Below are 26,616 nucleotides of genomic sequence, written 5' to 3'. Positions count from 1 at the left end.
ATGCGGCGCGGGTCACAGACGCCGCACCGGCGCCGGCAGCCCCGACCCCCGATACCGGGCGAGACCGGCACGTAGCGGTCCGCTGTTGCGAACCCCGAGGGACGAGCGAAGGAGGGCCTGATGGATACTCGCTCCTCTTGCCCGAATGATTTACAGGGGACCACAGCAATGACCGCCACACAGGTCGACAAAGCGCCCGAACCGGAACCAGTCACCCGCCCCTGGCGGGCCTGGCTCCTGGAGGGGCTGAGCGAGCAGTCGGCCCGCCACCCCGGGCCGCACGGCACTCCGCCGGCCGAGCACAAGGGCCACCGGTGGTGGCGTGTCATGTGCCTGACCGGTGTCGACTACTTCTCGACGCTCGGCTACCAGCCGGGCATCGCCGCGCTCGCCGCCGGGCTGCTCTCGCCGCTGGCGACCCTTGTGCTGATCGCGCTCACGCTGCTCGGGGCGCTGCCCGTCTACCGGCGGGTGGCGAAGGAGAGCCCGCACGGCGAGGGCTCGATCGCCATGCTCGAGCGGCTGCTGCCCTGGTGGGCGGGGAAGCTGTTCGTGCTGGTGCTGCTCGGCTTCGCCGCCACCGACTTCATGATCACCATCACGCTGTCGGCGGCGGACGCCTCGGCGCACGCCGTGGAGAACCCCTTCGCGCCGCACTGGATGCACGGCGGCAGCATGTGGATCACCCTGGTGCTGATCGCCGCCCTCGGCGCGGTCTTCCTCAAGGGCTTCCGCGAGGCGATCGACGTGGCCGTGGTGCTGGTGTCGGTGTACCTCGTCCTCAACGTCATCGTGCTCGCCAGCGCGGTCTGGCAGATCATCGGCGAACCGGTCGTCGTCGACGACTGGTGGCACGCCGCGACCGCCGAGCACTCCTCGCCCATAGCCATGATCGGCGTGGCCCTCCTGGTCTTCCCCCGTCTCGCCCTGGGCATGTCCGGCTTCGAGACCGGCGTGGCCGTCATGCCGCAGGTCCGCGGGGACTCCACCGACGCCTACGAGAAGCCCGCCGGGCGGATCCGTGACACCCGCAAGCTGCTCACCACCGCCGCCCTGATGATGAGCGGATTCCTGCTCGTCAGCAGCCTCGCCACCACCATCCTCATCCCGGCGAAGGAGTTCGAGAAGGGCGGCGCGGCCAACGGCCGCGCACTGGCCTACCTGGCGCACCAGCACCTGGGCGAGGCCTTCGGCACGGTGTACGACATATCGACCATCGCCATCCTGTGGTTCGCCGGAGCCTCCGCACTGGCCGGGCTGCTCAACCTCGTCCCGCGGTACCTCCCGCGCTACGGGATGGCACCGGAGTGGGCCGCAGCCGTACGCCCGCTGGTGCTGCTCTTCATGGCGATCGCCTTCGCCGTCACCTACCTCTTCAACGCCGACGTCGACGCCCAGGGCGGCGCCTACGCCACCGGCGTGCTCGTGCTGATGCTGTCGGCGTCCTTCGCCGCCACCATCGCGGCCCGCCACCGGGCGCACCGCGCCGCCACCTTCGGCTTCGGCTTCATCACCCTCGTCTTCGCCTACACCTTCGTCACCAACGTCATCGAACGTCCCGACGGGCTGAAGATCGCGTCCATGTTCATCGTGGGCATCCTGATCACCTCGCTCGCCTCCCGGATCCACCGCGCCTTCGAACTGCGCGCCGCCGACGTCACCTTCGACGAGGCCGCCGCCCGCCTCATCGACGACGCCGCCCGCTCGGGCCCCCTGCGCGTCATCGCCAACGAACCGGACGAGCGCGACGCGGCCGAGTACCGCACCAAGGAGTACACCCAGCGCGAGGAGACCCACATCCCGAGCGGCGGGCCCGTCCTCTTCCTCGAAGTGACCGTGCGCGACTCCTCCGACTTCGCCGCCGATGTCACCGTCACCGGCGAAGAGCTCTACGGGGTCCAGATCCTGCGCGTACAAGGCGCCGGTGTGCCCAACACCATCGCCGCGGTCCTGCTCCAGCTGCGCGACCGCACGGGTCAGGTGCCCCACGCGTACTTCAACTGGACCGAGGGCCATCCGCTCAGCCACCTGCTGCGATTCCTCGTCTTCGGCGACGGCGAGGTCGCCCCGGTCACCCGCGAGGTCCTGCGCCGCGCGGAACCCGACCTCACCCGCCGCCCCCGCGTCCACGTCGGCTGACCCATCGCCGCCGCCCGCCGGGTCGAGCTTCCCGCGGGCGGCGGCATCGGACCGCGTGCTGCGCCGGGTCGAAGCGGGCTCCGAGCGCGGTGGGCCGTCTCGGAGCCCTTCGTACCTGTCAACGGCGCTTCTTGGTCTTCCTCTTCTGCGGAGGGGTCCACTCGCCGCGATGGAGCTGGCAGCGGGAATACCCGACCATCGCGGGATTCCCGCATGGCTTGCCCGACTTCGTTCGGGTCGAACCACACTTGGCCTGTTTACCCATGCGCCCTCCCGATCTGGCTGGCGATATATCAGATATATCGTCACCGACCGGAGGCGCATGTCGTGGCAGTTGCTGACACTCGGGGCCAATTTCTATCCATTCAAGGCCGGTTCCTGCTCTTTTGGTGCGAGCAGTGCGCCTTTGCGTCACCTGTGCCAGCCTCGTCGTGTCGCGCACCAGAAATCCTGTGCGTAACCCACGCACCGTCAACGCCCACGCGGCCCGATTCCGTTCACGAGCAGAAGGCGGGCATGCGAACTAGCCCAGTTCGGGGTAGTAGCCCTGCTGGTACGGACTCAGCTGGGAGATGACCAGCTCGCCTCCGCCGCGGCAGATCGGGCAGACGCGCTGCCTGCCGCATTCCCGGCAGTCGGCCCGTCCGTGGGGCTCGCCGGGCAGCCGGCCGCGTCCACCGCATCCGGGGCACGCGCCGAGGCCGTCACACTCGTAGCACAGCACGTATCCGGGCGTGAGGGTTTCGAGCGTTCGCACCGGCTCCGGCCACTGGAACTTCTCCGGCGTGCGCAGGGCCGACATCGGCGTCTGTGCGGTGAACAGCACGGCGGAAGTGTGGTCGCCCGCGCGGATGCTTATGCCGCTGCCGCCGTGGCGGCCGGTGATCACGCCGCTGCGTTTCGCGCCGTCGATCTCCTCCGACGCCGCGACTTCCCAGCCCGCCGAGCCGAGCAGGGCGCTCGCGCGGGATGCGATTTCGGCGGCGTCGACGCTCGCGGGGCGCTCCCCGCGGAATACGGCCGAGTAGTGATAGCGCAGCGGCTCGTGCCAGTCGGCGACCCTCGGTTCATTGAGAAACAGCAGGCCGAGGTCGCTGCCGGGGGTCAGGTCGGTGATCATTTCGACCAGTTGCGCGCGCAGGGCTCGGCCCAGCCGGTCCAGCTCCTCGCGTGCGCCCGGGATCTCGCCCATTGCGGCCCCCTTCTTGGCGGCCCCTGCTGCCGCCCGGTCGTGTGCGAGGAACGGTGTCAGAAATCGATATTCTCCTCGGCCCGCCATTCAGGGGCGAGGATCGCCCAGACCTGCTTGTCGTGGCGGGAGCCTCCGTAAGGCCAGGACTGGCGCCGCACGCCCTCGAGCGTCATGCCGAGCCGCTCGGCCACCGCCGAGCTGCGCTCGTTGTCGGCCCGGCAGTGCCACTCGGCGCGATGCAGCCCCCGGGAGGTGAAAGCCCAGTCCAGCAAGGCGCGGCACGCCTGGGTGACCAGGCCGTGACCCTCGGCGACGGGCTCCAGCCAGCAGCCGATCTCGCAGGAGCCAGAGGCGACGCTGAAGTCCGTGAACATCACGCCGCCGACCAGCGCGCCGTCGAGCCTGATGCCGTACAGGCGGGCGCCGTCCGCGGCCTGCCGCTCCGCGTACCGGCGCAGTGTGGCCCGTGCTCCGTCGAGATCGTCGGTGACGAAGGCCGGCCCGACCCACGGCCGGATGTGCTCGCGGGCCCGGTCCAGGTGGGCGGCGAACTCCTCCGCGTGCCATATCTCCAGCGGCTCAAGGCCGGCGTTGTCCCGCAGCGGGAGAGAGAACATGGTGATCCTCATTTGCATAACAAGCGTTACGGTTATGTACCGTAGCAGCATGCCACGCACCAAGGGGAACCACGAGGCCCGCCGTCGCGACGTCTCCGAGGCGGTCTGGCGGGTGCTGGCCGCGCACGGCTTCGGCGGGCTGACCCTGCGCGCCGTCGCCGCCGAACTCGGCGCCACCACCGGCCTGCTCACCCACTACTTCCCCGCCAAGCGCGACCTGGTCGCGTACGCCCTCGACCTGCTCGAACAGCGCAGCGCCTCCCGCCCCCGGCGTGCCGCCGGAGCGGGCCTGTCCGCCGTGAGAGCGGCCATGCTCGACATCCTGCCGCTGACCACCGAGGCCACCGACGCCAACCGGATCTGGGTGTCCTCCTGGGATGTCGCGCTCGCCGACCCCGCTCTGAGCGATGACCACGCCCGCAGGTACGCGCAAGGCCGCGACAGGCTGCGCGACCTGGTCGCCGCGGCCCAACAGCTCGGTGAACTGCCCGCCGGAGACCCGGCGCGCATCGCCGCCGGCGCCCAGGCCTTCGTGCTCGGACTGGTGGTGCAGGCCCTGTTCGCCCCCACGGCCTTCCCACCCCATCGCCAGGTCGAGCTTCTCGACGACTACCTGGCGTCACTGACTTCCCCGCTCACGCCGCGCGACGAGGGCGGGGTCAGGTCCTGACAACGTGGCGTCGATGAAACGCGCTTGGGAACTCGTCCCGTGGGCGCTGCGGCTGTCCCAGGCTGACCTGGACCGCCTTGAGGCGTCCTGGGCCAGGTGTCACTGTGTTGTGCTCTGGATTCCCAAGACGTCGTAGAGGTGCTGTCCATGGGCCCAATTCTTCAGTTCAGGGCGGCCCATGAGGATGAGCTCGTGGTACGCGGCGAAGTCGATCGCAGGCTGAGTGAATCCATTCAGCGCGATCATGATTGGTAGGTCCGCTCCGTGATGAGGGCGAGCTGTGCCGTTGAACTTCTGGACATGCCCTGACCCGACCGGGTTTTGGTACTGCTTGCATTGCAGGATCAGAAGGCGGTCTTCGTCGTCACGAGCGCTGACGTCCACGCCGAGGTCTCCCGCGCCTCCGACCCGCCGCGTGTTTCGGAATCCGTCACGGGCCAGGAGCTCCGCGCACGCCTGCTCGAAGCCCGTCGCGCTCATCGCGGAGAGCTGCTTCATCTTGAAGGTCAGCACATCCGGGATCGCCGATTCGCCCGGCGGAGCGGTGGATGCGTAGTCCTCGCCGTCACTGACATAGGCGTAGGTCCCAGAGTCGAGCAAGAAGGACAGCAGCTTGGCGAGCAGGAGGAGCGCAGACAGCCCGCCGGCGACGATGAGCGTGGTCCACCAGGGGTGATCGGCTATCAGGCGCCACAGGTCCACGGTGATCCATTGGCCGACGTCCTCGGTGAGCCACTTCCACAGCACCTTGCCGACAGCCAGCGCGACGACGGCGAGCAACAGGAACTTCAGCAGCGGGTCGAGTGACCCGTCTTCATCGAACACCACACCTCCGGGATATCGGTGACGGATGGGAATGCCTGTCAGGCGGCACGCTTGAACCGGCCCCGGCGGGTGCGTGCGGAAAGACCGAGGAGCTCGTGCAGCGCGGTGCCGCCTTCCGCCCAGCGTCGGAGCCTTTCCCGGTCGACCCAGTGGACGCCGTGCTGGTCGCCCCAGGCCATCGCGTCCCGGGTGAAGGTGCCGTTGGTGACGACGACGGAGTGGTCGGCCCGGTGGACGGGGCCGGCCGTTCCTTTCACCGCGTACATCACCGATGACCCCACCTTCCCTCCCACGCGAGTGTGTTTGGCCTGTACGACGATCCGGCCGCGCTGTCGATGGTCACCGATGACGTCGGCGGCCTGATCGCCACCACCGCCCACGCGGCGGGCCGGCCAGCCATCGCGGGCCAGCAGGTTCCGCAACGCGTACTCGAACTGCCGGTCGTCCATGGCGTCGAACTCGGCGAGCGTGACGCGCAGCGTGGCCAGCCGCTCGGCGTCACGCCGCCGCCCGTACATGGTCCGCGTGATCCGCCAGATCCCGAGGGCCCCCGCCGGCAGGGCGAGGGCCAGTACGAACGGCCATGCCTCCTTGAGCGCCCCGATGGCCGCGGCGGCCATCCGGACGGCCAGGAACAGGACTGCCAGCGCCACGACAGCCGCCGAGAGAACCTCGGCCGCGCCGCGCGGGCGTCGCAGACGGAACGGCTTGCGTCCCATCAGCGGGTGGCCGCAGTGGAGGCAGTCGGCTGCGGATGCGCGGGCGGCGTCGAAGTGGTCGCCTCGCCGAACCCGAACACCTGCCCCCACAGCCAGACGGCGGCCAGCAGACCGGCGACAACCCAGCCGCTCATCCGCTTCGCGCTCCGCGGCTTCGGGTTACGGCGGATGTGCGCGCGTACGACGTGGAACCCGTCCGGCACCTTCGGCATGGTGTCCCCTCCCGTCGGCGAGCCACGGTCGCGGCTCGTTCCTCGAATCGGTGTAGCAGCGGCCACTGACAGAAACTGATGGATCATCACGGCGCGGACCGCGGCCGAGCCGTCATCAAGCCACGGGCGTCACACCGCCGGGTCGCCGATGAGACCGAGAGCCTGAGCCGCTGACCTCGGCGGACGTGCTCCAACTCCCGTGCGGCCGGGCGCAGGACCTCGCGAGCTACGGCGACTGGGCATCTCCCACCTGCGGCGACAGCCGTGGCCCGCCAGGCGGTGCCCCGGTGATGAATGGCGAAAAGCAGCGGACGGTGACGGCGGAGGCCGCTCCCGTCGCACGCTGGCTCCAATGGCGCGATGGTGAAGCGCTCGCATGATCCGGTGGACAGGGTTTCGAGTCGCGTGAGTGCTCGTCCGCCGGACACGGCCGTGCGGCGCATGCATCATATGGAATCCGTACCGCGCCGCAGGCGCACCGAGCGGGGGAGTGCGCCATGAGGGCTGTTCGCCGGGAAGAACTCGACGACGTGCTGCTGTGGGTGCGCAGGAACGGGTTCCCCGGCGAGTTCCAGGACGGTGACCTCGACGACGCGCGGCGATTGCTCGCCTCCGCCCCCGGAATCCGGGCCGTGGTCGTCGCCCTCGGGGCCCAGATGTTCTGGTGGGTGGACGCAGCCGGGGACGAACCCGTGCAGCTCGTCGCCGAGTTCCCCGCCGGTCCGCGCGAGACAGCGGGCGGTTTCGCCCTCGGCACCGGCGACGGCGCCACGCTTCCCGGCCTCCCGGTGTCCTGGACGCTCCTGGAGTTCCGCTGCCCGCAGGGGGACACCACGGTGCTCGTCGCGCGCTACCCGACCACACCACTGTCGTGCCCTGAGCATCACGTGCCGCTGGAACTGCGCGAGGCCGGCACATGAGTGACGCATCCGGCATCGCGAAGGGCGTCGGCCAGTTCACCGCGTCGCGGTTCGCGGTCGTCAGCTATCTGCCGTCCTACGTCGCCGTGTTGTACGTGACGGCCCTGCTCGCGGCGCGGACGCGGACCGGCAGGATCGATCCGGGCCGCGCGCTCGACCGTCTGCACGGCCTGTCGGCCGCAGAGCTCGCCGTGCTCGCCGTCATCGTGCTGCTCGTCGCGGCCTTCCTGCAGCCGCTGCAACTGCCGCTCGTCCGACTCCTCGAGGGGTACTGGCCGCGGGGAACCGGCGCCCTGACGCGGCTCGCGGTGAAAGGACAGGAGCGCGTCCAGCGCCGCCTCGCCCTGGACGCGGAGGTTCCATCGAACCCCACGGAAGCCGAGCGGCAGCGGGCCCTCGTCGCCGCCTGGCAACTCGGCCGCCGCTACCCGCCCGATACGGTGCCGCTGCTGCCCACCGGGCTCGGCAACGCGCTGCGCGCCGGTGAGGCGAGCGCGGGATCGGCGTACGGCGCGGACGCGGTGCCGTGGTGGCCCCGGCTCTACCCGGTGCTCGGCGACCGGATGCGCGCGGTCGTCGACGACCGGCGCAACCAGCTCGACCTGGCCTGCCGCCTGAGCGTCACGGCGGGCTTCACGGGGCTGCTGAGCGTCCTCCTGCTCATCCGCAGCGGCTGGTGGCCGGTGAGTGCGGGCGTACTCCTCGCGCTGGCCTGGGTCGCCTACCGCGGTGCCGTGGCGGCGGCTCTCGGCTACGCGGAAGCACTGTCGGCAGCCTTCGACCTGCACCGTTTCGACGTCCTCACCGCCCTGCACCTGCAACTGCCCGCCGACTCGGCCGCCGAGGAGACGCTCAACCGCAGGCTGTCGCGGTTCTGGTCCCAGGGCGTGCCGCTCACCGGCGTCCGCTACGTCCACGAACCGGCCGCACCGGGCGAGGACGCCGACTGAGAGGTCCACCATGCCCGACTCCACCACCCGCCTGCTCAAATTCAGCCGGGACTGGGCAGGGCTGTGCCAGAGCGGCCGCATCCTCGTCAGCATCGACCGGATCGTCCACGGCGACACGCTCGACGAGATCCTCGCGCACGAGACCGCGCACGACGTGCTGTTGAAATCCACTCAGCTGGGCTGGGTCCTGCTGGCCCTGAGCCCGTCCGCCCTGGACCCCTACCCACCCGGACCGCTGCGTGACAGATGCGCGCGACTGCTCGAGGCCGGGATCCTCGCCTCACGCTTCACCCAGGAGGCAGTCGCGACATTCCTGCCCGGCCTCACCGTCGAGGACGCGGAGATGGCGGCCTACCGGGCCCGGCACCCACGGGACTACCTCGACGCCGCGGACGCCCTGGAGTGGCTGCGCGCCCGCGACCTGCCCCTGGAGACCAAACAGCAACTCGTCTTCACCATCGGCAAGCTCGCACTGTCCGTCCCCGTCCTGGACGCGTGGCGGCCGCAGGGGCTCCACCGGCCGGAACGTGCCGAGCGCTGGTTCCACACTCCGCGCAACCGGCCGGACCGACGCTTCCCCGCCCTGTGCCGCGCCCTGAGGGACCAGCCCGACGAGGTCCTGCGGAGCATGGCCTCCGGTGAACCGGCCGCCGCCGCCCGCATCTGCGACCATGTCCGCGTCGACGGGAAGCCGTTCCGGTACGGATGGGTGCCGACGGACGCCCCGTCGCCCGCATGGCTGGGCGGGCTCGTCCGCGACGTGATCCGCCCCCTCGTCACCGACCCATCACTGCCACAACAGGAACGCGACCGGCTCGAAACGACATGGGAGCATCCGACGGCGGCCATGCCCGGACTGCAACCGGCCATGATGTCGGTACTCCTCACCTACACCACGTCCACTCACGGCATGATCGAGGTGGACCCCCCGACCGACGGGCTGCACGGCTACCCACTCGTGGAAGTGCAGCACAACGCGCTCCCTCTCCCGGTGCCGGGCGTGGAACCGCTCGGCACCGACCCGATGTGGCTGCGCCAGGGCGAGACGGCACTGTGGTTCATCTCGCCCTGGAAGGACAACCGCGCCTGCCACCTCTCGCCCCCGTGGCTCCGCGAGTGGCTCGACGAACTCGACGACGACACCACGCTGTGCGTACGCGACGGCGCCGACCTCGCCGGGATCCTGCTCGACGACCCGCGACTGGCCAGGCGGAGGCGCGTCGTCCTCCTCCAGCACCGGACCCCCCACTGGGCCCTCTTCGTCGAACTGCCGGTCATGGGTCTCGACGAGCGGCGCGGGCCGGTGACGATGACCGTGGCGAACTCCGAACTCGAAGGAGTGGCCTACCTGATGCTGCGCCCCGAGTGCTCCTCGCCGGTCGTCATCGTCCCGACCGCCCGGACCACCGCCGAACGCGCGGCCCGGGCCCTTCAGGCCCAGCGCGGCAAGATCCGCTTCGACCTCGTCGACCTGCCCACGTTCCTCACCTCCGGCGCGATGACCCGGGACGTCATGCGGGTGCTCCACAACTTCGAGGCCAAGCCGTGGCCGGAGATCCTGAAGCCGCCCGTCCCACCGGCCCCCCGCAGGCCCACCCGGGCCGAAGCCGAGGCAGCCATGGACGCACCCGCGGCGCGGATGGCCGAAGCATGCGACGCGTTCGAGGCGGCGCCCACCGCGGAGGCATTCGCCGCCGTGGCCGAAGCCGTCGAAGCCACGCTCGCCTGCCCGTCGCTGCCATCCGTGTCGTTCGGGTGGCGGATCTGGTTCCTGGACAACGCCGTCCGGAGCTTCTGCACCGGGTACGAGAAGCTCGCCGACCCTGACGCGCTGGGGCGGGCGATCGAGATCCAGAGCGACCTGGTGGACCTGCTGCCCGCCGACTGGCCCGAACGGGCCGACTACGAGCGGACGCTGCGCCGCCTCGTGCTGCGCGGCTACGCCGAGGCGGGCGCGGTCGACAAACCTGAGAAGTGGGGCGCACTCCTGTGGCTGCTCGCGGCCGAGTTCTCCGACCGCCCGCGGTGACACGCTGCCGGGTCATACGGATGCCGAAGTGCGCGCGAGAAAGGAGAGTGCTCCCTGCTGGACGCCGAGGTGTACGGGCAGGCCGGCGACCAGTGTGCGGACAGTCCGGACTTGATCCGGTGATGTGGGCCGGACGGCCCGGTTGACGATCTGGGCCGGCAGCCTTGCCCGGAGACGCGACCCCGGCACCAGGCCTTCCGGCCGTGGTGCCAGTACCCCCTCCACGGGCGTGTGTCGTGGAAGCCCGGCCCGCCCCGGCGTCCGCTTCCCGGCCGCTGCCGGTTACCGGACCGTGAGGAACTGCAGCGTCCCACTGCCCGCCAGATAGAGCGTGCTGTCGTCGGCGCTGATCGCGGCGCCCCGGACGTCGGTGGCTTCGACGTCGGCGAACGGGTCGAGGAGCGTGCGGGTGGCCGTGTCCGCCACCGCCACCGAGGGCCCGTTGATGTCGTCGTTGACGACGTACAGCTTGGTGCCGTCGTGGCTCAGCATCGGGTTCCGCAGGTCGGCGTAACCCTGCACGACCGCGATCGTGGCCAGTGTGCCGTCGCCTGCCGTGCTGATCACTCGGACATAGCCGAGGTTGTTGACGACGTCGTAGATCCTGCTGCCGTCCGCGCTGATCGTCGCACCGCTCGTGCCGCTCTCACCGGGCGGCTGGGCAACCGTCCGCACCACGGTGGGCGGGGTGGCCGCGACGTCGAGGTGCACCAGCCCGGCGCCGCCGCTGACGTAGACGTCCTTCCCGCCCGGGTGGACGAGGACGTCGTTCACGTACTGGTTGTTGATGTCCACCGAGCCGGTGAAGGCCCCGGTCGCCGCGGCGAACACCATGACCCGGCTCGGACCGCCCTGGCGGTAGGTCCTCGCCCCGTCCTGGCTGACGTAGAGCGACGCGCCGTCCGGGCTCACCGCCACCGACTTCAGCAGGCCCGGCGCCCAGCCCGCCGGGCGCGGCTGATCGGGCACGGCGAAGGTGCGGAGCACGGTGTCGGCAACAGCGTCGATGACCGTCACCGTCTGCCCGGCCAGGGCGTAGGCCCGCTTGCCGTCCCGACCGACCGCCACCTGACCGGCCATGAGAGCGTTGCTCCTGGGCAGCGGGAGCGTGGCCTTGATGGCGCCGGTGCCGGTGTCGACAACCTTCACCAGCGCGGTGGGGCCGTCCTTGTCGCTGTCGTCGATCATTACGAACGCCTGTTTCCCGTCAGGGCTCACGGCCACCGCCTCCGGTGACCCGCCGACCGCTGTCGAGCCCACCTCGGTCGGGCGCGCCGACGGTGCGGCGACCGCTGTCCCCGCCCCGAGCGCCGACAGCACCACGGCCAGGCAGACCGCCCGACGCAGACTCGACAGTCGTCTCTTCTTCACTTGTACCCCTCCCGGTGACCGGTATCGAACATTAGGCCACCGTGACCAACTCGGCTGCGCCTTCCGGTGATTCGAGGCGGGGGAGGGCCCAAGGGGTCGGCCCGCCACGGGGCTTCGCCGGATTCGTCCGCCAGGACCGTCCCCCTCACCGCCGAGGCCGAACGGGCGCCTACGACGCCGCCGACTGTTCGCGGGGCCGATCCGCGGGTGCGGGGCCGTCGGCGGAGTTGGGTATCCACTTGGTCGTGACCGCTCATCGCCGTACGCGCGCTGCCCTGTTCCTGTTCGTCGGCCTGCTCACCTGCCCGCTGCTCACGCCGGGTGCGAGAGCCCCCCAAGTGCTCCGCGGCAGCCCTGCATCCCTTGTGTCCGCCTCCTCTGCGACGGGCCGGCCGGGGTGCGGGTCGGATCGTGCCGGGCCGGCTCGCGGGGAGAGGTTCATGGTCGCGGCTGCCAGTCCTTCGGCGGCCGCGGCCGGCTGCGGAGTGCTCCGTGACGGCGGCAGCGCCGCCGACGCGGCCGTCGCGGTACAGGCGGTCCTGGCGGTGGTGGAACCCCAGTCCTCCGGCCTGGGAGGCGGCTCACAGATCACCTACTGGGACAGCGGCAGGCATCGCGTCCGGTTCTTCGAAGGGCTGTCCCAGGCACCGGCGGTCGTCACCGAGGGGCTGGGCGTGCCCACCGCCGCCGAGCAGCAGGGTCACCACGTCCGTGCCTTCGACGAAAGCGTCGAGCACACCGGCCGGGCCGTGGGCGTGCCCGGCACCGGGCCTCCTATCGGGACGCGAGCAGGTGACGTCGACGACCTGCGCGTTCCAGTAGCGGCGAGTTGTTCCCACGGATCCGGTGTGGTTTTGGACGTGCGGCCAGGACGTCACGGTTCGGGCCGCACGTGTTGCCGGCGATTCGGTGGCCGGCCCCAGGAGGATGTGGCTCAGGAGCAGGCGACGAGGTCGCAGTCGAACTTCACTGCCAGCGCGGAAGGGGTTCCGTCCGGCTTACTCCACGCCGTGCCCCTCCCGGTTCCGGGGTCGGCCGCCACGACGGCAATTTCTCTTGTGCTGCACTGGGCGTCCTGGAAGAGGTGAGCCTTCTGGTTGGTCGCGTTGGTGACCCGGATGACCGGATAGGGGAACTTGATGCACCTGCCCGAGGGCGGGCTGTTCATCTCTCCCGTTCGGCTGACCGAGTTCTCGAAAATGAAGCGGCCGTTCGCCGCGTATGCCGGCGCTACGCCCGCTGTGGTGGTGAGCAGCGCTGCTACGGGCAGCGCGAGCAGGATGCTCATACGGTGCTTCATCCGGCCCTCCCTCCTCGCCGTGCTCATGTGTGTGTGACCTCGATTTGGGTGTGACAGTTCGGGCTGGGGCTGATGTCTCGGGTGTGGAGGACCTCGCGGGTGCCGATGTAGGCGCTGGCTGCGAACTGCCGGACGTCGGAGCAGGGGCCGAGATCGAAGCTCGCTGTGGCTCCTGACACCACGTGGCGCTGAGTCTGCAGCCGGATGGTCGGGTCGCTGAAGCGCGCGACGGCGAGGTCGACCTCGTCCAGACCGAAGCCCGAGTGGTTGACGACATCAACCCGGTAGTTCGATGCGGTTGCCTGGCGTACGGCCGAAGCCGGCGAGGCAGGTGCGACCGCCGCGACGAGTGCCAGTGATGTGGCGCAGACCGCCTTGACCGCGCTCCTCATCGGACTTTCCTGTGCATTTCGAGTGCTGCCGTGTTCCGGATGGTGACGATGTCGTCGCAGCCGACGGGATCGGCGTCGACGTCACCGGTGGTGAACTTGCGCTCGCCGCCCACGAGTCCGCTGACCGCGTACTGCTTGACGTCGGAGCACGGTCCGAGATCGAAGATGATCACGCTGGAGGCCGGCACGTTGAACTGGTGGAGGATCTGGGTGACGGGCGTGCTGTTGCGAGTGAAAGCCAGCGCGATCTCGTCGAAAGCCTGGTTGGAGAAGTTGTCCACCTCGACTTGATAGTTCTTCTCCTGACGCATCATCACGTGCGGAGCCGATGCCGTTCTCGTCTCAGCCGCATGCCCGGAGGCCGGAGTCGCGGCCAAGGCCGCGAGGCAGGCCGCTGTCACGGCCATGGCGCGGTTGAGCAATGAGAATCGCATGTCTTCCCCCTGGAAGAGCCGGCGGAGGCCGGCCCACCCGACCCCCCTACGGTAAGTAGTGAAGCTATCGCCCGCCGTAGCGGACCGGCCAGAGCTCGATCGGGTGAATAGTCCGACAGTCCACGCCGGACCACACGCGTCTCGACCCCATGAGCGCCGTACGCCGCCAGCAGGGCCACCAGTTGAGGCAGCCGCTCTGGCCGCCCCGCCCGATGGGCAAGAACAACATCAGCGTGGGTGGGCCATGGGCGGCCGCGGCATCGGCCTCAAGGCCGTGGACCGTCTCAGGAAGACCGGCCTGTGCGAGATGGCCGCCGCCGACACCCTCCTTCAGGGTCCGGTCGAGACCGCCTCGCTCTGATCGTTCGTGGGCGTGTTGTTCAAGAGATCCCTGTGGCGCGCACAGTGGAGTGTTCCAAGGATTTGGAAGGGGCGTGCGCCCTGGACACCCCGTGCATCCGCGCGCCGGATGCCGCCCGCAGGGGTACGTGGTGTGCTGGCTCTGGCATGGACCGTCATGGTGGCGGTGCGCAGGTGCCGGGCGCGCGGAGGAGATCTCGATGGCGATCTTGGTGAAGGCCGAGCTGGCGGGCGTGACGACTGATCAGTATGACGCCCTGAACAGCAAACTCCAGGCGCTGCCCGGCAACCCCTTCGAGGGCTGTCTCTCGCACGTGTGCGTTCCGACGGGTTCGGGGCTGCTGGTCTACAACCTGTGGGAGTCGGAGGAGGCCATGGAGAAGTTCATGGGGATCGTGATGCCGGTGGCCCAGGAGGTGGGCCTGCCGCAGGGTTCACAGCCGGAGATCTCGCCGGTCCACGGGTACTGGACGCCGTAGCTTTCCCTACCGAACGCGTCCGGTGCGGGACCGGCGTCGCTGTGAGGGGCGCGGGGCACCGCGTGACCAGCCACGCAGCAACGCGAAGTCTTGGGGCCCATGGCCACAGAGGAATTGAAAGGCGGCGGTGAGACCATTGCTCAGGTTGTCCCGGCTGGTGAAGTCGCCGGGACGGCGGTTACTCGAACTCGCTGCTCCGGCCCGGCCCGGAGTAGCGGGATGGGAGGGGTAGATCGCCGCGTGGGTCCAGGTCGCGGCTGGGCCGGTCGGGATGCCTGTGGCCGTGGCGATCACCGCGACGCGGCCGGCCTGGGCGGGCGGCGCCCCTCAGGCCGGCCAGTCCGTGGGCGGCGAACCGTTGCAGTACATCGCGTGTGTGATCGTTCACCGTCGCGGCCGCCGCACTTCTCCCTGAGCCCTCCGTCATGGGAAGCGATCATGGCGGAGGGTGTGCCGGGCTCCCGAGGATGGGCCCGGCGTCAGGCGCTCATCCCCTGGAGACAGCGGCGCCCCAGCCCTTCTCCAGGAGGTCGAAGGCGCGTGTGACCGCCTGGCGAGGATCCTGGCCGGTGCGGGCGGTCCGGGGTGCTTCGAGGGCGAAGTGGGCGAGGGCGGCACAGGCCGGGTCGTCGGTCGGAAGTCCGCTTTCCTCGGCAATGGCGCGAGCGAGGGCGGTTTCGTGGCGCAACCACATGCGCTGGGCGTAGTCCCGCAATGCCGGGGTGTTGTCCACCAGCTCGACGAACGCGGTGAAAGCGGCGTCGTTCTCCACGGCCGCGACGCGGTAGCGCAGGGCATGCTCGCGCAGGGCCGCGGGGATGGACTCGCCTAGGGGTCGCTCGCGTACGGCGGCGAGCAGACGGGCTTCCTGGTCGGCGTCCTCGTCGAAGACGAGGGCTTCTTTGACCGGGAAGTGCTTGAACAGCGTGGTGGTGGACACGTCAGCGGCGTCCGCGATCTCACGGATGCCGACCTGCTCGTATCCCCGCTCAACGAAGAGACGCAGAGCGGCGTCGGCCAGGGCTTGGCGGGTGGCGGCCTTCTTGCGTTCGCGGCGCCCCGCCGGTGCTGTCGCCGGGGTGCCGGTCGTCGTGTCGGTCATGCCACAACCCTACACACTCGGTTGCCCAACTTCAAAAGTTGTGTCGTTGCACTTATTGAGTTGATGTGCTCTTCTGGAGTGGCGGGGCCGCGTGGCACAGCCCGGCCCGTTCCGCATGCTCCCCTCTGCCCGAAAGGCGTGACCAGCCATGCCCACCCACCGCATCGCGATCATCGGCGCCGGCCCCGGCGGCCTGACCTGCGCCCGCATCCTGCAGCAGCACGGCATCACCGCGGCCGTCTACGACCTGGACACTTCCCCTGCCGCCCGCGACCAGGGCGGCACCCTCGACATGCACCCCGGCTCCGGCCAGCACGCCCTGCGCGAGGCCGGCCTCTGGGACGACTTCCTCGCCCAGGCCCGCCCCGAAGGCCAGCAGATGCGCCTGGTCAGCCGCGACGGCCGCATCCTGTTCGACGCGATCCCGCCCGAGGCCGACACCGCCGAAGGCAACCCAGAGATCGACCGCGGACAGCTCCGCGACCTCCTCCTCGGCTCCCTCGAACCCGACACCGTGCGCTGGGGACACAAACTCACCCGCGCCGAACCCCTCGGCAACGGCACCCACCGCCTGCGCTTTGCAGGCGGCACCAGCACCGACGCCGACCTCGTCATCGGAGCCGACGGAGCCTGGTCCCAGGTCCGCCCCCTCCTGTCCGACGCGACGCCCCTCTACACAGGCGTCACCTTTGTCGAGACCGGACTCAACGACGCCGACACCCGCCACCCCCGCCTCGCCGCACTCACCGGCCACGGCACGATGATGGCCCTCCACGACAACCAGGGCTTCGTCGCCCAGCGCAACAGCGGCGGACACATCCGCGTTTACGTCGGCATGCGCACCGCACAGGACTGGCACCAGCAGGCCGGCCTCGACTTGACCGACACCACCGCCGTACGCGAGGCCCTCCTGAAAAAGTTCATCGGCTGGAGCCCCGACCTGCTCGGCTTCATCACCGCCACCGACACCGGCTACACCAACCGGCCCCTGTTCGCCCTGCCCGTCCCTCACACCTGGACCCACGCCCCCGGCGTCACCCTCCTCGGCGACGCCGCCCACCTCATGTCCCCCTTCTCCGGCATGGGTGCCAACCTCGCCATGCTCGACGGCGCCGACCTCGCCCACGCCCTCATCGAAAGCCCCACCATCGACGACGCCATCTGCGCCTACGAAACCGTCCTGCTGCCCCGCTCCATCGGGGCAGCCGAAGGAGCCGCAGAAGGCATCAACAGCGCCTTCTCCCCCGACAGCGCCGCCCAGACCCTCGCCCACATGGCCCAGCACCACTGACATCGGACAACCGCAACCTCTGCGAGCACGTGCTGCAACTGGGCGATCAGGGAGCCTGGTGGAAGGGGATGGGTATGTCGTGAGCCTTCAGAGCTGCCGTGTAGCGAGCCAGCAGCTCGTCAAGGTTGGAGAGGAGGATGACCGCAGCCTCGCGGGCTTCCAGGCGTAGCCATCACGGATGCGCGGCCAGAACCCCACAGTTGACCAACCTGAGCACGCTTGCCGGTCAGCGCGCCTGGGGCTGTCCGGGGATGACGCCGAGGTCGACGCCGGTCAGGTCACGGCTGGCGTCCCACAACCGCGCCGCTACGGAGGTGTCGGTGAGGTGGTTCCACGCCCGTTCACGGTGGGGCTTGCCGCGCAGGCTGAAGACGCGCGGTCCCCACAACTGCCCTCCGCGCACGGTGGGGTCCAGCACCGCTCGGACCGCGGGCCATGCGCCGGCGTGCTTGCCCTGGACGAGGAGGGCGGCCGGCGCACCGCAGAGCCGCGCGCCAGCGGTCCGCACATGGACTGGCGGCCGTGACGGGGTCAGGGAGTCCAGCGCGCCGCCGGGATGGACCACCACGCTTGCCACCGTGCTGTCGACAGCGCGCAGGCGGCGGTCGAGCTCGAGGCCGAAGTACATCTGCGCCAGCTTGGAGCGTCCGTAGGCGCGCTTGGGCCGGTAGTCCTTCCGGGACTGCAGGTCGTCGAGGTCGAGCCGCTCGGACTTCGCCGCGAAGCTGCCCATGGTCACGATGCGGGCCACCGATGCGGCCGACAGCAGCGGCATCAGCCAATGGGTCAGCGCGAAGTGCCCGAGGTGGTTCGTGCCGAACATGAGCTCGTGACCGTCCCCGGTCTCCCGGCGCGCCGGGGCGTCGAGCGCGACGCCGGCGTTGTGGACCACCGCGTCGAGGCATTCCACATCCAGTGATTCCACCGCTGTTCCGAGCGACGAGAAGTCGGCGAGGTCCAGCCGTACGGCCCGCACCCGCGCGCCAGGGACACGCGAGCGGATCGAGGCTGTGGCGACTTCGGCCTTCGCGGGATTCCGGCTGCCCAGTACGACAGTGGCTCCGGTCGCGGACAACTGCTCCGCGACGAAGTACCCGATGCCGGCGTTGCCGCCGGTGACCAGGAAGACGCTGCCATCGGCACGCGGCAGCCGTTGGACATCCCAGGGCGGGGTGGAGGACGTGGACGACATGGCGGCGGGGCTCCCTTGCTGTTGAAGGCGACTGCGACTGCCCTGCGGGACAGCTCGACACCCACGGTTCCAGCGGCCCCCGACACATCGCCTACAGATCACCGAAAGCCTCGCCGGACGGCCGACATCCTGCCGACGCGGTGCCGGCCCGTCGCATCAGGTGTTCGGGCCGTGTTCAGCTCGTCGGAGTGTTCTCGGCGACAGCGGCCCGGGCAACGGAGGGCGAGAGGTAGTCGGCAACGAATCCGTGAAGGCCGGCTACCTGTTCGCTCGTCAAGTGCCGGAAGCCGCGGGAGGCGCCGCGGCAGCATGCGCTGCCGCAGGAGCAGCTGGGAACGGCAATGCTCTCCCACTCGGTGGAGGAGTAGTCCCAGCAGATTTCGGTGCCGGGCGCGATATCGCGGAGGGCTATGAAGTCGTATCCTCCCGCAGCGTTGTTTCGGACCCCGGTGTTCGGTGAACAGGAGTGATTGGCCAGCCGCGCCGGGGCATCCAGCTCGACGTGGGTCTCCCAACCGACCTGGAACGAATGGTCCGTCCGCTCAGCGAGCTCCGCCAGCGGCCGCCCGGCGAGCACGACATCTCCGGCCACGAAGTCGCGCAGTGCGAACACACCCAGCCCCCTGTCGAGGGTGGGCCGAATAGCGAGATGTGAACAGGCTTCGGCTGGTGGCTGGTACATGGAGGCTTCCCTTCGTCGGGTCGAAGCACAGGATCACACGATGCCCATCCCGTCTTCAGTCGGATCGGGAATCCGGCTCCCCGCCAACCGTCAGGCATCGGGGACGCAGGTCCAGGCCTGTGCCTCGTCGGCAGCATGCCACCCGGGTTTACCCGTAAGTTCGGGCAACGTCCTGAAGTGATGTCGCCGCCGTACGCGACGCGTCGGCGCTTCGGGAGGAGCCTGTCCGTCCAGAGCGGACGACAAAAGGCAAAGGCAAGGAGTTACCCACTCCTTGCCACTCTCAATGTATAGCGCACCGGGGGCCTTGCGGCAAGGCCCGGGTCGTGCCGCAGAATGGTCTGCCAAGGCCATGACCTGCGGAAACGACAGGCGCGGAGGTGCGGCGAGCGCGCCGCCGGACCGCGCGGAGCGGCTGGCCGAAGATCAATCTCGTTAAATGGGGGACTTCATGATTGACGTGATCGTGGTCGGCGGCGGACCGACCGGTTTGATGCTGGCCTGTGAGTTGCGGCTGCACGGCGTGCACGTGGTCGTGCTGGAGAAGCTGACCGAGCCGACCAAGGAGACCCGCGGGCGCGGCCTGCACGCGCGCAGCGTCGAGCTGATGGACCAGCGTGGTCTGTTGGACCGGTTCCTCGCGGTCAGTGAGAAGTTCCAGGTCGGCGGTCTCTTCGGCGGCATCATGAAGGACTGGCCGGACCGGTTGGACACAGCTCATCCGTACGGCCTCTCCACCCTGCAGCCGGTCACCGAACGGCTGCTCGACGAGCGCGCCCTTGAACTCGGTGCCGAGATCCGGCGCGGCTGCGACGTGGTCGGGCTGAGCCAGGACGAGGACGGGGTGACCGTCGAGCTGGCGGACCGCACGCAGCTGCGCTCGCGCTACCTCGTCGGGTGTGACGGCGCCCGCAGCGCGGTGCGCAAGGGGATCGGTGTGGGTTTCCCGGGCGTGCCCGCCAAGGTCGAGACGCTGCTGGGTGACATGGAGATGACCGAGGATCCGGCGACGGTTGCCGCCGTCGTCGAGGAAGTCCGCAAGACCCAACTGCGGTTCGGCACCATCCCGAACGGGGACGGGACGTACCGCGTGGTCGTGCCCGCCGACGGTGTGGCCGAGGACCGGGCGACCGCGCCGACCTTCGAGGAGTTCAAGCAGCAGTTGCGGGCGATCGCGGGCACCGACTTCGGCGTGCACTCGCCGCGCTGGCTTTCCCGGTTCGGCGATGCCACCCGACAGGCCGAGCGCTACCGGGTCGGCCGGGTGCTGCTGGCCGGCGACGCGGCGCACGTCCACCCGCCGACCGGCGGGCAGGGGCTCAACCTCGGCGTGCAGGACGCGTTCAACCTCGGCTGGAAGCTGGCCGCCGCGGTCGACGGCTGGGCGCCGGAAGGGCTGCTGGACAGCTACCAGGCCGAACGGCACCCGGTGGGCGCTGCCGTACTGGACAACACCCGCGCGCAGATGGCGCTGCTGGGTACCGATCCGGGTGCGACCGCGCTGCGGGAGCTGTTCGCGAAGCTGATGGACTTCGAGGAGGTGAACCGGTACGTGACCGGGATGGTCACCGCGGTCGAGGTCCGCTACGACTTCGGCGAGGGCCACGAACTGCTCGGCAAGCGGCTGCGGGACGTGAAGCTGAAGGAGGGGCGCCTCTACGAGCTGATGCACGGCGGCCGCGGACTGCTGCTGGACCAGACCGGCCGGCTCTCGGTGGAGGGCTGGGCGGACCGGGTCGACCACGTCGTCGACGTCAGCGAGGAACTGGACGTGCCCGCGGTGCTGCTGCGGCCGGACGGTCACGTGGCGTGGGTCGGTGAGGATCAGCAGGATCTGCTCGGTCAGCTGCCCAAGTGGTTCGGCGCTGCCGTCGGCTGAGCGCGCGGCTGGGGCGACGGAAGCGGGGAGCCGCGCCCCCTTCCGTCGCCCGGTTTCCGCCCGTCTCGCCGGGCGCAGTATCGAGAAGGGTGGCGCAGCGGAGGGGGAGACCATGACCGTGATCGTCGGGCTCGTGCACAACGCGCGGGTGCATCTGGGCGGGGACTCGGCAGGTGTCTGTGGCCTGAGCCTCACCATCCGCCGGGATCCGAAGGTCTTCCGCAACGGCCCGTACGCCATGGGCTTCACCACCAGCTTCCGCATGGGCCAGCTGCTGCACCACGCGTTCAAAGCGCCCAAGCCCAAGGGCGACTTGGACCGGTTCATGACCACCGTCTTCGTCGACAGACTGCGCACCTGCCTCAAGAGCGGCGGCTGGTCGCGCAAGGACTCCGAACAGGAGAAGGCCGGGACGTTCCTCGTCGGCATATACGGCCGCCTGTTCGCCGTCTACGAGGACTACCAGATAGCCGAGCCCGCCGACGGATACGCGGCCGTGGGGTGCGGGGACGAGTTCGCACTCGGCGCTCTGCACGCCACCGCGGGCCTGGGCCTCACACCACATAAGCGTCTGGCCCTGGCTCTCGCGGCTGCCGGCCACCACAGTGCCGGAGTCTCCGAGCCGTTCAGTTACGTCACCGCGCGAAAGCGCCCTTCCTGATCGGGGGCCCGGTCCAAGGGCCTGGCCCCGCTCAGCGCAGTTGGTCGCCCCATCCGCCCTGGATCATCGTCTGGAACGCCCATGAACCGTCTCGCCGGATCAGGACATCGGCGTAGCGGAGCCGCTGCGTGTGCCCGTCGGCGGTCATCACCGAGTCGGTGAAGACCACGGCGATCGCGGGGCCGAGGAAGACCGGTGTGCGGGTGGACTCGAAGGTGATGTCCTCGGCGCCGTCGCCCATCACCCGGGTCATGGCGTCGATGAACCGCTGCCGGTCCCACTGGGCGCTCGCGCCCTGCCCCGCCGCGTCGTCGCTCACCAGGTTGAGCGGGAAGACCGCCAGGTCGGCCATGCGCTCGATGTCACGCCGGCCCGCGGCGGTGTCGTAGTCGGCGAACCACTTCTCGATGCTCGCCAGCTCCTCGTCGGTGGGCTGGTAGGCGGTGTCGGGCGGGATCGTCATGCTCTTTCCTCCGTGCTGTCGTGTCGTGGATCCGTGGGCGATTAATCAAATTTGACTAGCAGGAAGATAGCTCGGCGGGGCGGGTGCCGCAAGTCGCCTCCGGCCAACACCAGTTGAGTGCGCGGAAGCCGCATGGCCGCGTTGACTTCTCCGGAGTCGTTTGCCGATGTTCGGGCCATGTGGCGCGCCCCTACGGCCCGCTTCCAAACGGCGCCGGTCCATGCATACCCTCATGGAGCTCGCGAGCACGGCGAATCAGAACGTCGTAAACCGTCTACTCCATGGCAAGCCCGGTCCAGGAACGTCATGAACGGCCCGACTGGAGGAGCGATCCGTATGCCGCATGCCTACTACTGCGCCAAGTGCAAGAACGAGCAGACCGACCCCCGTGACGCCGAACGCCTCGCCGGCATCCTCGGGTTACCCCTGTGGTTGCCCAAGGACAAGGCCGGTTCGTTCGGATTCCCCGACGGCGCCCTGGCGTGCCGGCAGGCCATTGACGAAGCTGATTGCGTCATCTGCCAGCCGCCGATCGGCCATGACTGTGCCTGGGAACTCGGCTACGCCGCGGGCGCCGGGAAGAAGATCTACGTCATCGGGTCCCTGCCGGAGGACGACTGGATGACCAAAATCGACATCCACTACGTCGACCCGGCCGCCTTGGCGCCGGGCTTCCGGCAACCTCGTGCCGACAGCGGGCCGGTCGGTGTCCCGGCCCTCGTGGCACAGGACCGGACAGCCGACGGCGGCGCATCACGCCGGCGGCACGCGCTGTCCGGCCGCGCGTACACCAGGGTGGCGGCGATCGACTGCGGCACCAACTCGATCCGGCTCATCGTGGCCGATCTGCCCTCGGCGGAGCACGGCCCGGACGCGCGGATGGTCGAGGTGGTGGAACGATTCGACATCATCCGCCTGGGGCAGGACGTCGGTCGCACCGGGAGACTGGCGCGGGAGGCCGTCGGCCGAGCGCGTGCGGTCCTGGCCGACTATGCGGCGCTGATCACCGCGTTCGGTGTCGAGCGCGTCCGGATGTGTGCCACCTGGGTCTCGCGCGGCGCCGCCGACGGCGAGGAGTTTCTGGCCCTGGTGAGCGACACGCTCGGCCTGAGGAGCGAGGTGCTGTCCGGCGGACAGGAAGCCCACCTGGCCTTCGCGGGAGTCACCCGCGCCCTGACCGGTGGGGTCGAGGCCCCGTACCTGATGGCCGACATCGGCGGCGGCTCGACCCAGTTCGCCCTCGGATCCTCGGACGCCGAGCATGTCGTCTCCGCCGACCTCGGATGCGTACGGATCGCGGAACACTGTCTGCGCACCGATCCGCCGGTACCGCGGGAGATCGCCGCGGCCGAGCTGGCCATTGAGACCGGGCTCGACGAGGCGCTGGCGGCGTTGCCGGGGTGGCAGGACGCCACCTTGATCGGAGCCTCCGAAGCGGTCACCACAGTGGCGGCGATCGCCTGGGCACGGCCGTTCTCCTCGTCCGGAAGCCGCCCCGGATGGCTGACCTACCACGAGGTGGACCGAGTGGTGACCGATCTGCTGGGGACCACGGCGGCGCAGCGGTCCCGGATCCCCGGCATGCACCCGGACATGGTGGACGTGATCGTCGCGAGCGCGCTGGTGGTGCGCGCCACGATGAAGCACACCGGCAAGGAAACGATGGTCGTCAGCCGGCACGGACTCCTGCACGGCATCGCCTGGTCGCTCGGCGACCGGCCGCCGCACACCGCTTCTCCCGCGGGTGCCGCAATCGACGACGGAAAGGTACGGTCGTGAACCTCATCGTCGGCATGACCGGCGCGTCGGGTGCCATCATCGGCGTGCGCACCCTGCAGGCATTGCGGGCCCTGGACGTGGAGACCCACCTCGTACTCACCCGGTGGGGGCGTGCGCTCGTGGAATACGAGACCGATTACACCGTGCAGGATCTGCGGGCGATGGCCGACCATGTTCACGGCCCCGCGGACCAGGCAGCCGCGATAGCCAGCGGGTCCTGTCCGGCCGACGGGATGATCATCGCCCCGTGCAGCATGAAGACGCTGGCCGCGATCCGGGCGGGGTACGCCGAAGACCTCGTCGTACGAGCGGCCGATGTCACGCTCAAGGAGCGGAGGAAGCTCGTCCTCGTCCCTCGTGAGGCACCACTGAACGAGATCCACCTGGAGAACATGCTGGCCCTGGCCCGCATGGGCGCCCTGATCCTTCCGCCGATGCCGGCCTTCTACAACCACCCCAAGACCATCGACGACATCATCATGCACCTCGTCGCCCGCGTCCTCGACCACTTCGGTCTCGAACTCCCCTCCGCCTTCCGCTGGAAGGGCGGGCTCGGCAAACCCCAGGTCGAGCTCGTGAGGGACCCGGCCGCAGAAGCACACTCGGATGCGCACGCGTAGCAGGACACCCGTGCCGAGCTGATGAGGATCTCTGAAATCTGGAGTACCACGAGGAATCGGCCACGTCCGAGTCGTCGGATCCTGGCCGGTTCGTGCACCTTGCAGGCAATTTTCGGCCCGGCATAGCCTCAGCGGAGTTCCGGCACATCACGCGCATCCCATGCCGCGCGCGGTGGTCCCGCGTGCCCGAGGAGGCTGTCGTATGCCTGAGTTCCATGAGCCGATCGATGTTGCCCCTTCAGTTGCCGAGGCCAACCGGCGGATCATCGAGACGATCCCGCCGAACGCCGAGGACTTCGAGGACGCCCGGCGGGGTCTGCTCGCGCTCCCCCCGATCCCCGCGATCCCGGCCCGCCGTCAGGGGGACCGGATCGTGTGGAACTTCGTCTCCTACGACTTCCTGAGCGACGCCGAGGTGTCCGAGGCCCCGCCGACGGTCAACGCGAGCCTGTGGCGCCAGGGCCTGCTCACCGCCCAGGCAGGGCTCTTCCAGGTCGCATCCTACGAGCACGGTGCGATCTATCAGGTCCGCGGCTACGACCTGTCCAACATGACCATCATCGAAGGCGCTTCGGGCATCGTCGTCATCGACCCGCTCGCCAGCTACGAGACCGCCCAGTGGGCGCTCAAGCTCTACCGGGACACGACGGAGAGCAAGCGGCCGATCGTGGGCATCATCTACACCCACAGCCACGTCGACCACTTCGGCGGCGTCCGCGGCCTGTTCCACGAGCACAACGACGTGATCGACGCCGACATCCCGATCATCGCGCCCGACGGCTTCCTGGAGCACGCCGTCAGCGAGAACGTCTACGCCGGCCCGGCCATGGCCCGCCGCTCGGAGTACATGTACGCGGCCAAGCTCGACAAGAGCCCGCACGGGCAGGTCGGCTCCGGCCTCGGGCTGACCATCTCCACCGGCGAGGTCACGCTCGTCCCGCCGAACGTCTCCATCGGCGGAACCGGCACCGCCCCCGTCCCGCGCGACCAGTGGTCCTCCAAGGACGTCGTCCCCTGGCGGCCCGGCCTCTACCGCCAGCTCGTCGACGGCATCCGGCTGATCTTCCAGCTCACGCCCGGCACCGAGGCCCCCGCGGAGATGAACATCTACCTCCCGCAGGCCCGCGCCCTGTGCGCCGCCGAGAACGCCACCCACACCCTGCACAACCTCCTCACCCTGCGCGGTGCCCAGGTCCGCGACCCCCACGCGTGGTCGAAGTACCTCACCGAGACGATCCAGACCTTCGGCGAGCACACCGACATCGAGTTCGCCTCCCACCACTGGCCCCGCTGGGGCAAGGAGAAGATCGTCGAGTTCCTGAGCATCCAGCGGGACCTGTACGGCTACCTCAACGACCAGTCACTGCGCCTGATCAACACCGGCAAGACGGGCATCGAGATCGCCGAGGAGCTCCAGTTGCCCGAGTCCCTCGCGGCCCACTGGTACACGCGCGGCTATTACGGCTCCCTCAGCCACGACCTCAAGGCCGTCTATCAGCGCTACATCGGCTGGTTCGACGGCAACCCCGCCCACCTGTGGAACCTCCCGCCGGCCAAGGCGGGCGTGCACTACGTGGAGGCCATGGGCGGCGTCGACGCCGTTGTCGCCAAGGCGCAGGAGGCGTACGACCGCCACGAGTACCGCTGGACCGCCGAGCTCCTCAACCACGTGATCTTCGGCCACCCCGAGGACAATGCGGCAGCCAAGGAGCTCCAGCGCCAAGCCCTGACCCAGCTCGGCTACGGCTCCGAGAACGGCACCTGGCGCAACTTCTTCCTCACCGGCGCCCACGAACTGGCCCACGGCATCGACCGGCCCGCCAACCAGGAAGCCGGCGACCTGGCCCTCAGCATGTCCTTGGAGCAGTACTTCTCGACCCTGGCTCGCACCGTCGACGGCCCCGCGGCCGGCCGCGAACAGCGCGACCCGATCGTGCTCCAGTGGCTGATCGGCGGCGCGGACGAGGAGACCTGCACAACGACCCTGCGCAACGGTGTTCTCGTCTACGTACCGGGCAAGGATCACTTCGCCGGGATCCCGCAGACCGTGATCAAGCTGACCCGCGAGGTACTCAACGGTCTGATGTACGGCCCCCAGGGCTTCAAGACGGCATTCGACGTCGCCGTCCGCGACGGCATTGTCCAGATCCCCGAGGGCAAACAGGAATACGCGGACACGGTGTTCGGCTACCTGACAGCCCCCGATCCCTCCTTCCCGATCGTCGCCCCGGCCATCTCCGAGCAGCAGCCGCACCGCTCCTGACGGAGCACCGATGCCCCGCCGCCCGGGACGGACCGCAACTCGGGAAGCCGGCCGAGCAGGTGTGGGGGAGGGGCA

Annotated in this window: 26 protein-coding genes and 1 pseudogene; 13 read left to right on the top strand and 14 right to left on the bottom strand. The window is 69.6% G+C overall.

The window, feature by feature from the left end:
• Positions 1-168 precede the first annotated feature (168 nt).
• Positions 169-2,139 carry an APC family permease gene (locus tag DXZ73_RS05260; protein WP_116209855.1) on the top strand — a complete coding sequence of 657 codons (1,971 nt, stop codon included), beginning with the start codon at positions 169-171 and terminating at the stop codon, positions 2,137-2,139.
• A 523-nt stretch (positions 2,140-2,662) separates the two neighbouring features.
• Here the strand turns inward: DXZ73_RS05260 and DXZ73_RS05255 are convergent.
• Both DXZ73_RS05255 and DXZ73_RS05250 read right to left on the bottom strand, forming a co-directional pair.
• A complete protein-coding gene (locus DXZ73_RS05255) occupies positions 2,663-3,331 on the bottom strand; it encodes a hypothetical protein (RefSeq protein WP_116209854.1) in 669 nt (222 codons plus the stop codon).
• A 56-nt stretch (positions 3,332-3,387) separates the two neighbouring features.
• Positions 3,388-3,948 (bottom strand): GNAT family N-acetyltransferase, encoded by a 561-nt coding sequence (locus tag DXZ73_RS05250; RefSeq protein WP_116209853.1) that lies wholly within the window; start codon positions 3,946-3,948, stop codon positions 3,388-3,390.
• Between the two features lie 49 nt (positions 3,949-3,997).
• On the opposite strand from DXZ73_RS05250, the gene DXZ73_RS05245 reads away from it, so the two are divergent.
• The gene (locus DXZ73_RS05245) at positions 3,998-4,618 is read left to right on the top strand and encodes a TetR/AcrR family transcriptional regulator (protein WP_116209852.1); all 621 of its coding nucleotides are present in this window, start codon (positions 3,998-4,000) and stop codon (positions 4,616-4,618) included.
• Between the two features lie 99 nt (positions 4,619-4,717).
• Here the strand turns inward: DXZ73_RS05245 and DXZ73_RS05240 are convergent, their stop codons facing one another.
• Genes DXZ73_RS05240 through DXZ73_RS05230 form a run of 3 tightly spaced genes read right to left on the bottom strand, consistent with a single transcriptional unit; the run spans position 4,718 to position 6,374 of the window.
• A complete protein-coding gene (locus DXZ73_RS05240; RefSeq protein WP_116209851.1) occupies positions 4,718-5,443 on the bottom strand; it encodes a restriction endonuclease in 726 nt (241 codons plus the stop codon).
• Positions 5,444-5,481: 38 nt separating this feature from the next.
• Positions 5,482-6,162: a restriction endonuclease gene (locus DXZ73_RS05235; RefSeq protein WP_116209850.1), complete on the bottom strand. Its 681-nt coding sequence runs from the start codon at positions 6,160-6,162 to the stop codon at positions 5,482-5,484.
• Positions 6,162-6,374 (bottom strand): hypothetical protein, encoded by a 213-nt coding sequence (locus DXZ73_RS05230; RefSeq protein ID WP_116209849.1) that lies wholly within the window; start codon positions 6,372-6,374, stop codon positions 6,162-6,164. Before DXZ73_RS05230 ends, DXZ73_RS05235 begins: the two co-directional genes overlap by 1 nt.
• Before the next feature lie 497 nt (positions 6,375-6,871).
• Between DXZ73_RS05230 and DXZ73_RS05225 the strand changes: the two genes are divergently transcribed.
• The 3 genes from DXZ73_RS05225 to DXZ73_RS05215 are packed head-to-tail and all read left to right on the top strand — an operon-like array spanning position 6,872 to position 10,273.
• The gene (locus DXZ73_RS05225; protein ID WP_162890051.1) at positions 6,872-7,294 is read left to right on the top strand and encodes a hypothetical protein; all 423 of its coding nucleotides are present in this window, start codon (positions 6,872-6,874) and stop codon (positions 7,292-7,294) included.
• Positions 7,291-8,244, top strand: a complete 954-nt coding sequence (locus tag DXZ73_RS05220) for a hypothetical protein (RefSeq protein WP_116209847.1) — start codon at positions 7,291-7,293, stop codon at positions 8,242-8,244. The genes DXZ73_RS05225 and DXZ73_RS05220 overlap by 4 nt, the downstream gene beginning before the upstream one ends.
• A gap of 10 nt (positions 8,245-8,254) precedes the next feature.
• Positions 8,255-10,273, top strand: a complete 2,019-nt coding sequence (locus DXZ73_RS05215; RefSeq protein ID WP_116209846.1) for a hypothetical protein — start codon at positions 8,255-8,257, stop codon at positions 10,271-10,273.
• A 282-nt stretch (positions 10,274-10,555) separates the two neighbouring features.
• On the opposite strand, the gene DXZ73_RS05210 is transcribed toward DXZ73_RS05215, so the two are convergent.
• Entirely contained in the window at positions 10,556-11,644 is a 1,089-nt protein-coding gene (locus DXZ73_RS05210) for a WD40 repeat domain-containing protein (RefSeq protein WP_162890050.1), read from the bottom strand.
• Between the two features lie 440 nt (positions 11,645-12,084).
• On the opposite strand from DXZ73_RS05210, the pseudogene DXZ73_RS40530 reads away from it, so the two are divergent.
• Positions 12,085-12,351: pseudogene (locus DXZ73_RS40530) on the top strand (gamma-glutamyltransferase); the annotation flags it as partial.
• A gap of 227 nt (positions 12,352-12,578) precedes the next feature.
• On the opposite strand, the gene DXZ73_RS39270 reads toward DXZ73_RS40530, so the two are convergent.
• From DXZ73_RS39270 to DXZ73_RS05190, 3 genes are read right to left on the bottom strand one after another with little or no spacing between them, the layout of a single operon-like run.
• Complete coding sequence (locus tag DXZ73_RS39270; protein ID WP_240351194.1) at positions 12,579-12,932, bottom strand: hypothetical protein; 354 nt, start codon at positions 12,930-12,932, stop codon at positions 12,579-12,581.
• A 35-nt stretch (positions 12,933-12,967) separates the two neighbouring features.
• On the bottom strand, positions 12,968-13,336 hold the full coding sequence (locus tag DXZ73_RS05195) for a hypothetical protein (RefSeq protein ID WP_116209842.1): 369 nt from the start codon (positions 13,334-13,336) through the stop codon (positions 12,968-12,970).
• Positions 13,333-13,743 carry a hypothetical protein gene (locus DXZ73_RS05190; protein ID WP_162890049.1) on the bottom strand — a complete coding sequence of 137 codons (411 nt, stop codon included), beginning with the start codon at positions 13,741-13,743 and terminating at the stop codon, positions 13,333-13,335. Before DXZ73_RS05190 ends, DXZ73_RS05195 begins: the two co-directional genes overlap by 4 nt.
• Positions 13,744-14,330: 587 nt before the next feature.
• Here DXZ73_RS05190 and DXZ73_RS05185 point away from each other — a divergent pair.
• On the top strand, positions 14,331-14,609 hold the full coding sequence (locus DXZ73_RS05185; RefSeq protein WP_116209840.1) for a hypothetical protein: 279 nt from the start codon (positions 14,331-14,333) through the stop codon (positions 14,607-14,609).
• A gap of 487 nt (positions 14,610-15,096) precedes the next feature.
• Here DXZ73_RS05185 and DXZ73_RS05180 read toward each other — a convergent pair whose 3' ends face one another.
• Positions 15,097-15,711: a TetR/AcrR family transcriptional regulator gene (locus DXZ73_RS05180; RefSeq protein WP_116209839.1), complete on the bottom strand. Its 615-nt coding sequence runs from the start codon at positions 15,709-15,711 to the stop codon at positions 15,097-15,099.
• 148 nt (positions 15,712-15,859) lie between these two features.
• On the opposite strand from DXZ73_RS05180, the gene DXZ73_RS05175 reads away from it, so the two are divergent.
• Positions 15,860-17,002: an FAD-dependent oxidoreductase gene (locus tag DXZ73_RS05175; protein ID WP_116209838.1), complete on the top strand. Its 1,143-nt coding sequence runs from the start codon at positions 15,860-15,862 to the stop codon at positions 17,000-17,002.
• Positions 17,003-17,048: 46 nt separating this feature from the next.
• Here DXZ73_RS05175 and DXZ73_RS40525 read toward each other — a convergent pair whose 3' ends face one another.
• The 3 genes from DXZ73_RS40525 to DXZ73_RS05165 form a co-directional block, all read right to left on the bottom strand.
• Entirely contained in the window at positions 17,049-17,165 is a 117-nt protein-coding gene (locus DXZ73_RS40525) for a DUF6959 family protein (RefSeq protein ID WP_425315903.1), read from the bottom strand.
• 63 nt (positions 17,166-17,228) lie between these two features.
• A complete protein-coding gene (locus DXZ73_RS05170; RefSeq protein WP_116209837.1) occupies positions 17,229-18,194 on the bottom strand; it encodes an SDR family NAD(P)-dependent oxidoreductase in 966 nt (321 codons plus the stop codon).
• Between the two features lie 175 nt (positions 18,195-18,369).
• Positions 18,370-18,876: an SET domain-containing protein gene (locus tag DXZ73_RS05165; RefSeq protein ID WP_116209836.1), complete on the bottom strand. Its 507-nt coding sequence runs from the start codon at positions 18,874-18,876 to the stop codon at positions 18,370-18,372.
• A gap of 451 nt (positions 18,877-19,327) precedes the next feature.
• Between DXZ73_RS05165 and rox the strand changes: the two genes are divergently transcribed.
• On the top strand, positions 19,328-20,755 hold the full coding sequence (gene rox / locus DXZ73_RS05160; RefSeq protein ID WP_116215421.1) for a rifampin monooxygenase: 1,428 nt from the start codon (positions 19,328-19,330) through the stop codon (positions 20,753-20,755).
• Positions 20,756-20,867: 112 nt separating this feature from the next.
• Entirely contained in the window at positions 20,868-21,416 is a 549-nt protein-coding gene (locus DXZ73_RS05155; RefSeq protein ID WP_116209835.1) for a hypothetical protein, read from the top strand.
• Between the two features lie 31 nt (positions 21,417-21,447).
• Here the strand turns inward: DXZ73_RS05155 and DXZ73_RS05150 are convergent, their stop codons facing one another.
• A complete protein-coding gene (locus DXZ73_RS05150; protein WP_116209834.1) occupies positions 21,448-21,879 on the bottom strand; it encodes a nuclear transport factor 2 family protein in 432 nt (143 codons plus the stop codon).
• 336 nt (positions 21,880-22,215) lie between these two features.
• On the opposite strand from DXZ73_RS05150, the gene DXZ73_RS05145 reads away from it, so the two are divergent.
• The 3 genes from DXZ73_RS05145 (at position 22,216) to DXZ73_RS05135 (ending at position 26,541) form a co-directional block, all read left to right on the top strand.
• Entirely contained in the window at positions 22,216-23,658 is a 1,443-nt protein-coding gene (locus DXZ73_RS05145; RefSeq protein WP_205519112.1) for a Ppx/GppA phosphatase family protein, read from the top strand.
• A complete protein-coding gene (locus DXZ73_RS05140) occupies positions 23,655-24,278 on the top strand; it encodes a UbiX family flavin prenyltransferase (protein WP_116209833.1) in 624 nt (207 codons plus the stop codon). The genes DXZ73_RS05145 and DXZ73_RS05140 overlap by 4 nt, the downstream gene beginning before the upstream one ends.
• Before the next feature lie 202 nt (positions 24,279-24,480).
• Complete coding sequence (locus tag DXZ73_RS05135) at positions 24,481-26,541, top strand: alkyl/aryl-sulfatase (RefSeq protein ID WP_116209832.1); 2,061 nt, start codon at positions 24,481-24,483, stop codon at positions 26,539-26,541.
• The last annotated feature ends 75 nt before the right edge of the window (positions 26,542-26,616 follow it).

The sequence above is a fragment of the Streptoverticillium olivoreticuli subsp. olivoreticuli genome (assembly GCF_003391135.1).
Classification (GTDB): Bacteria; Actinomycetota; Actinomycetes; order Streptomycetales; family Streptomycetaceae; genus Streptomyces; species Streptomyces blastmyceticus.
Note: the sequence above shows the minus strand (reverse complement) of the source record. Positions and strands in the feature narration are given on the sequence as shown.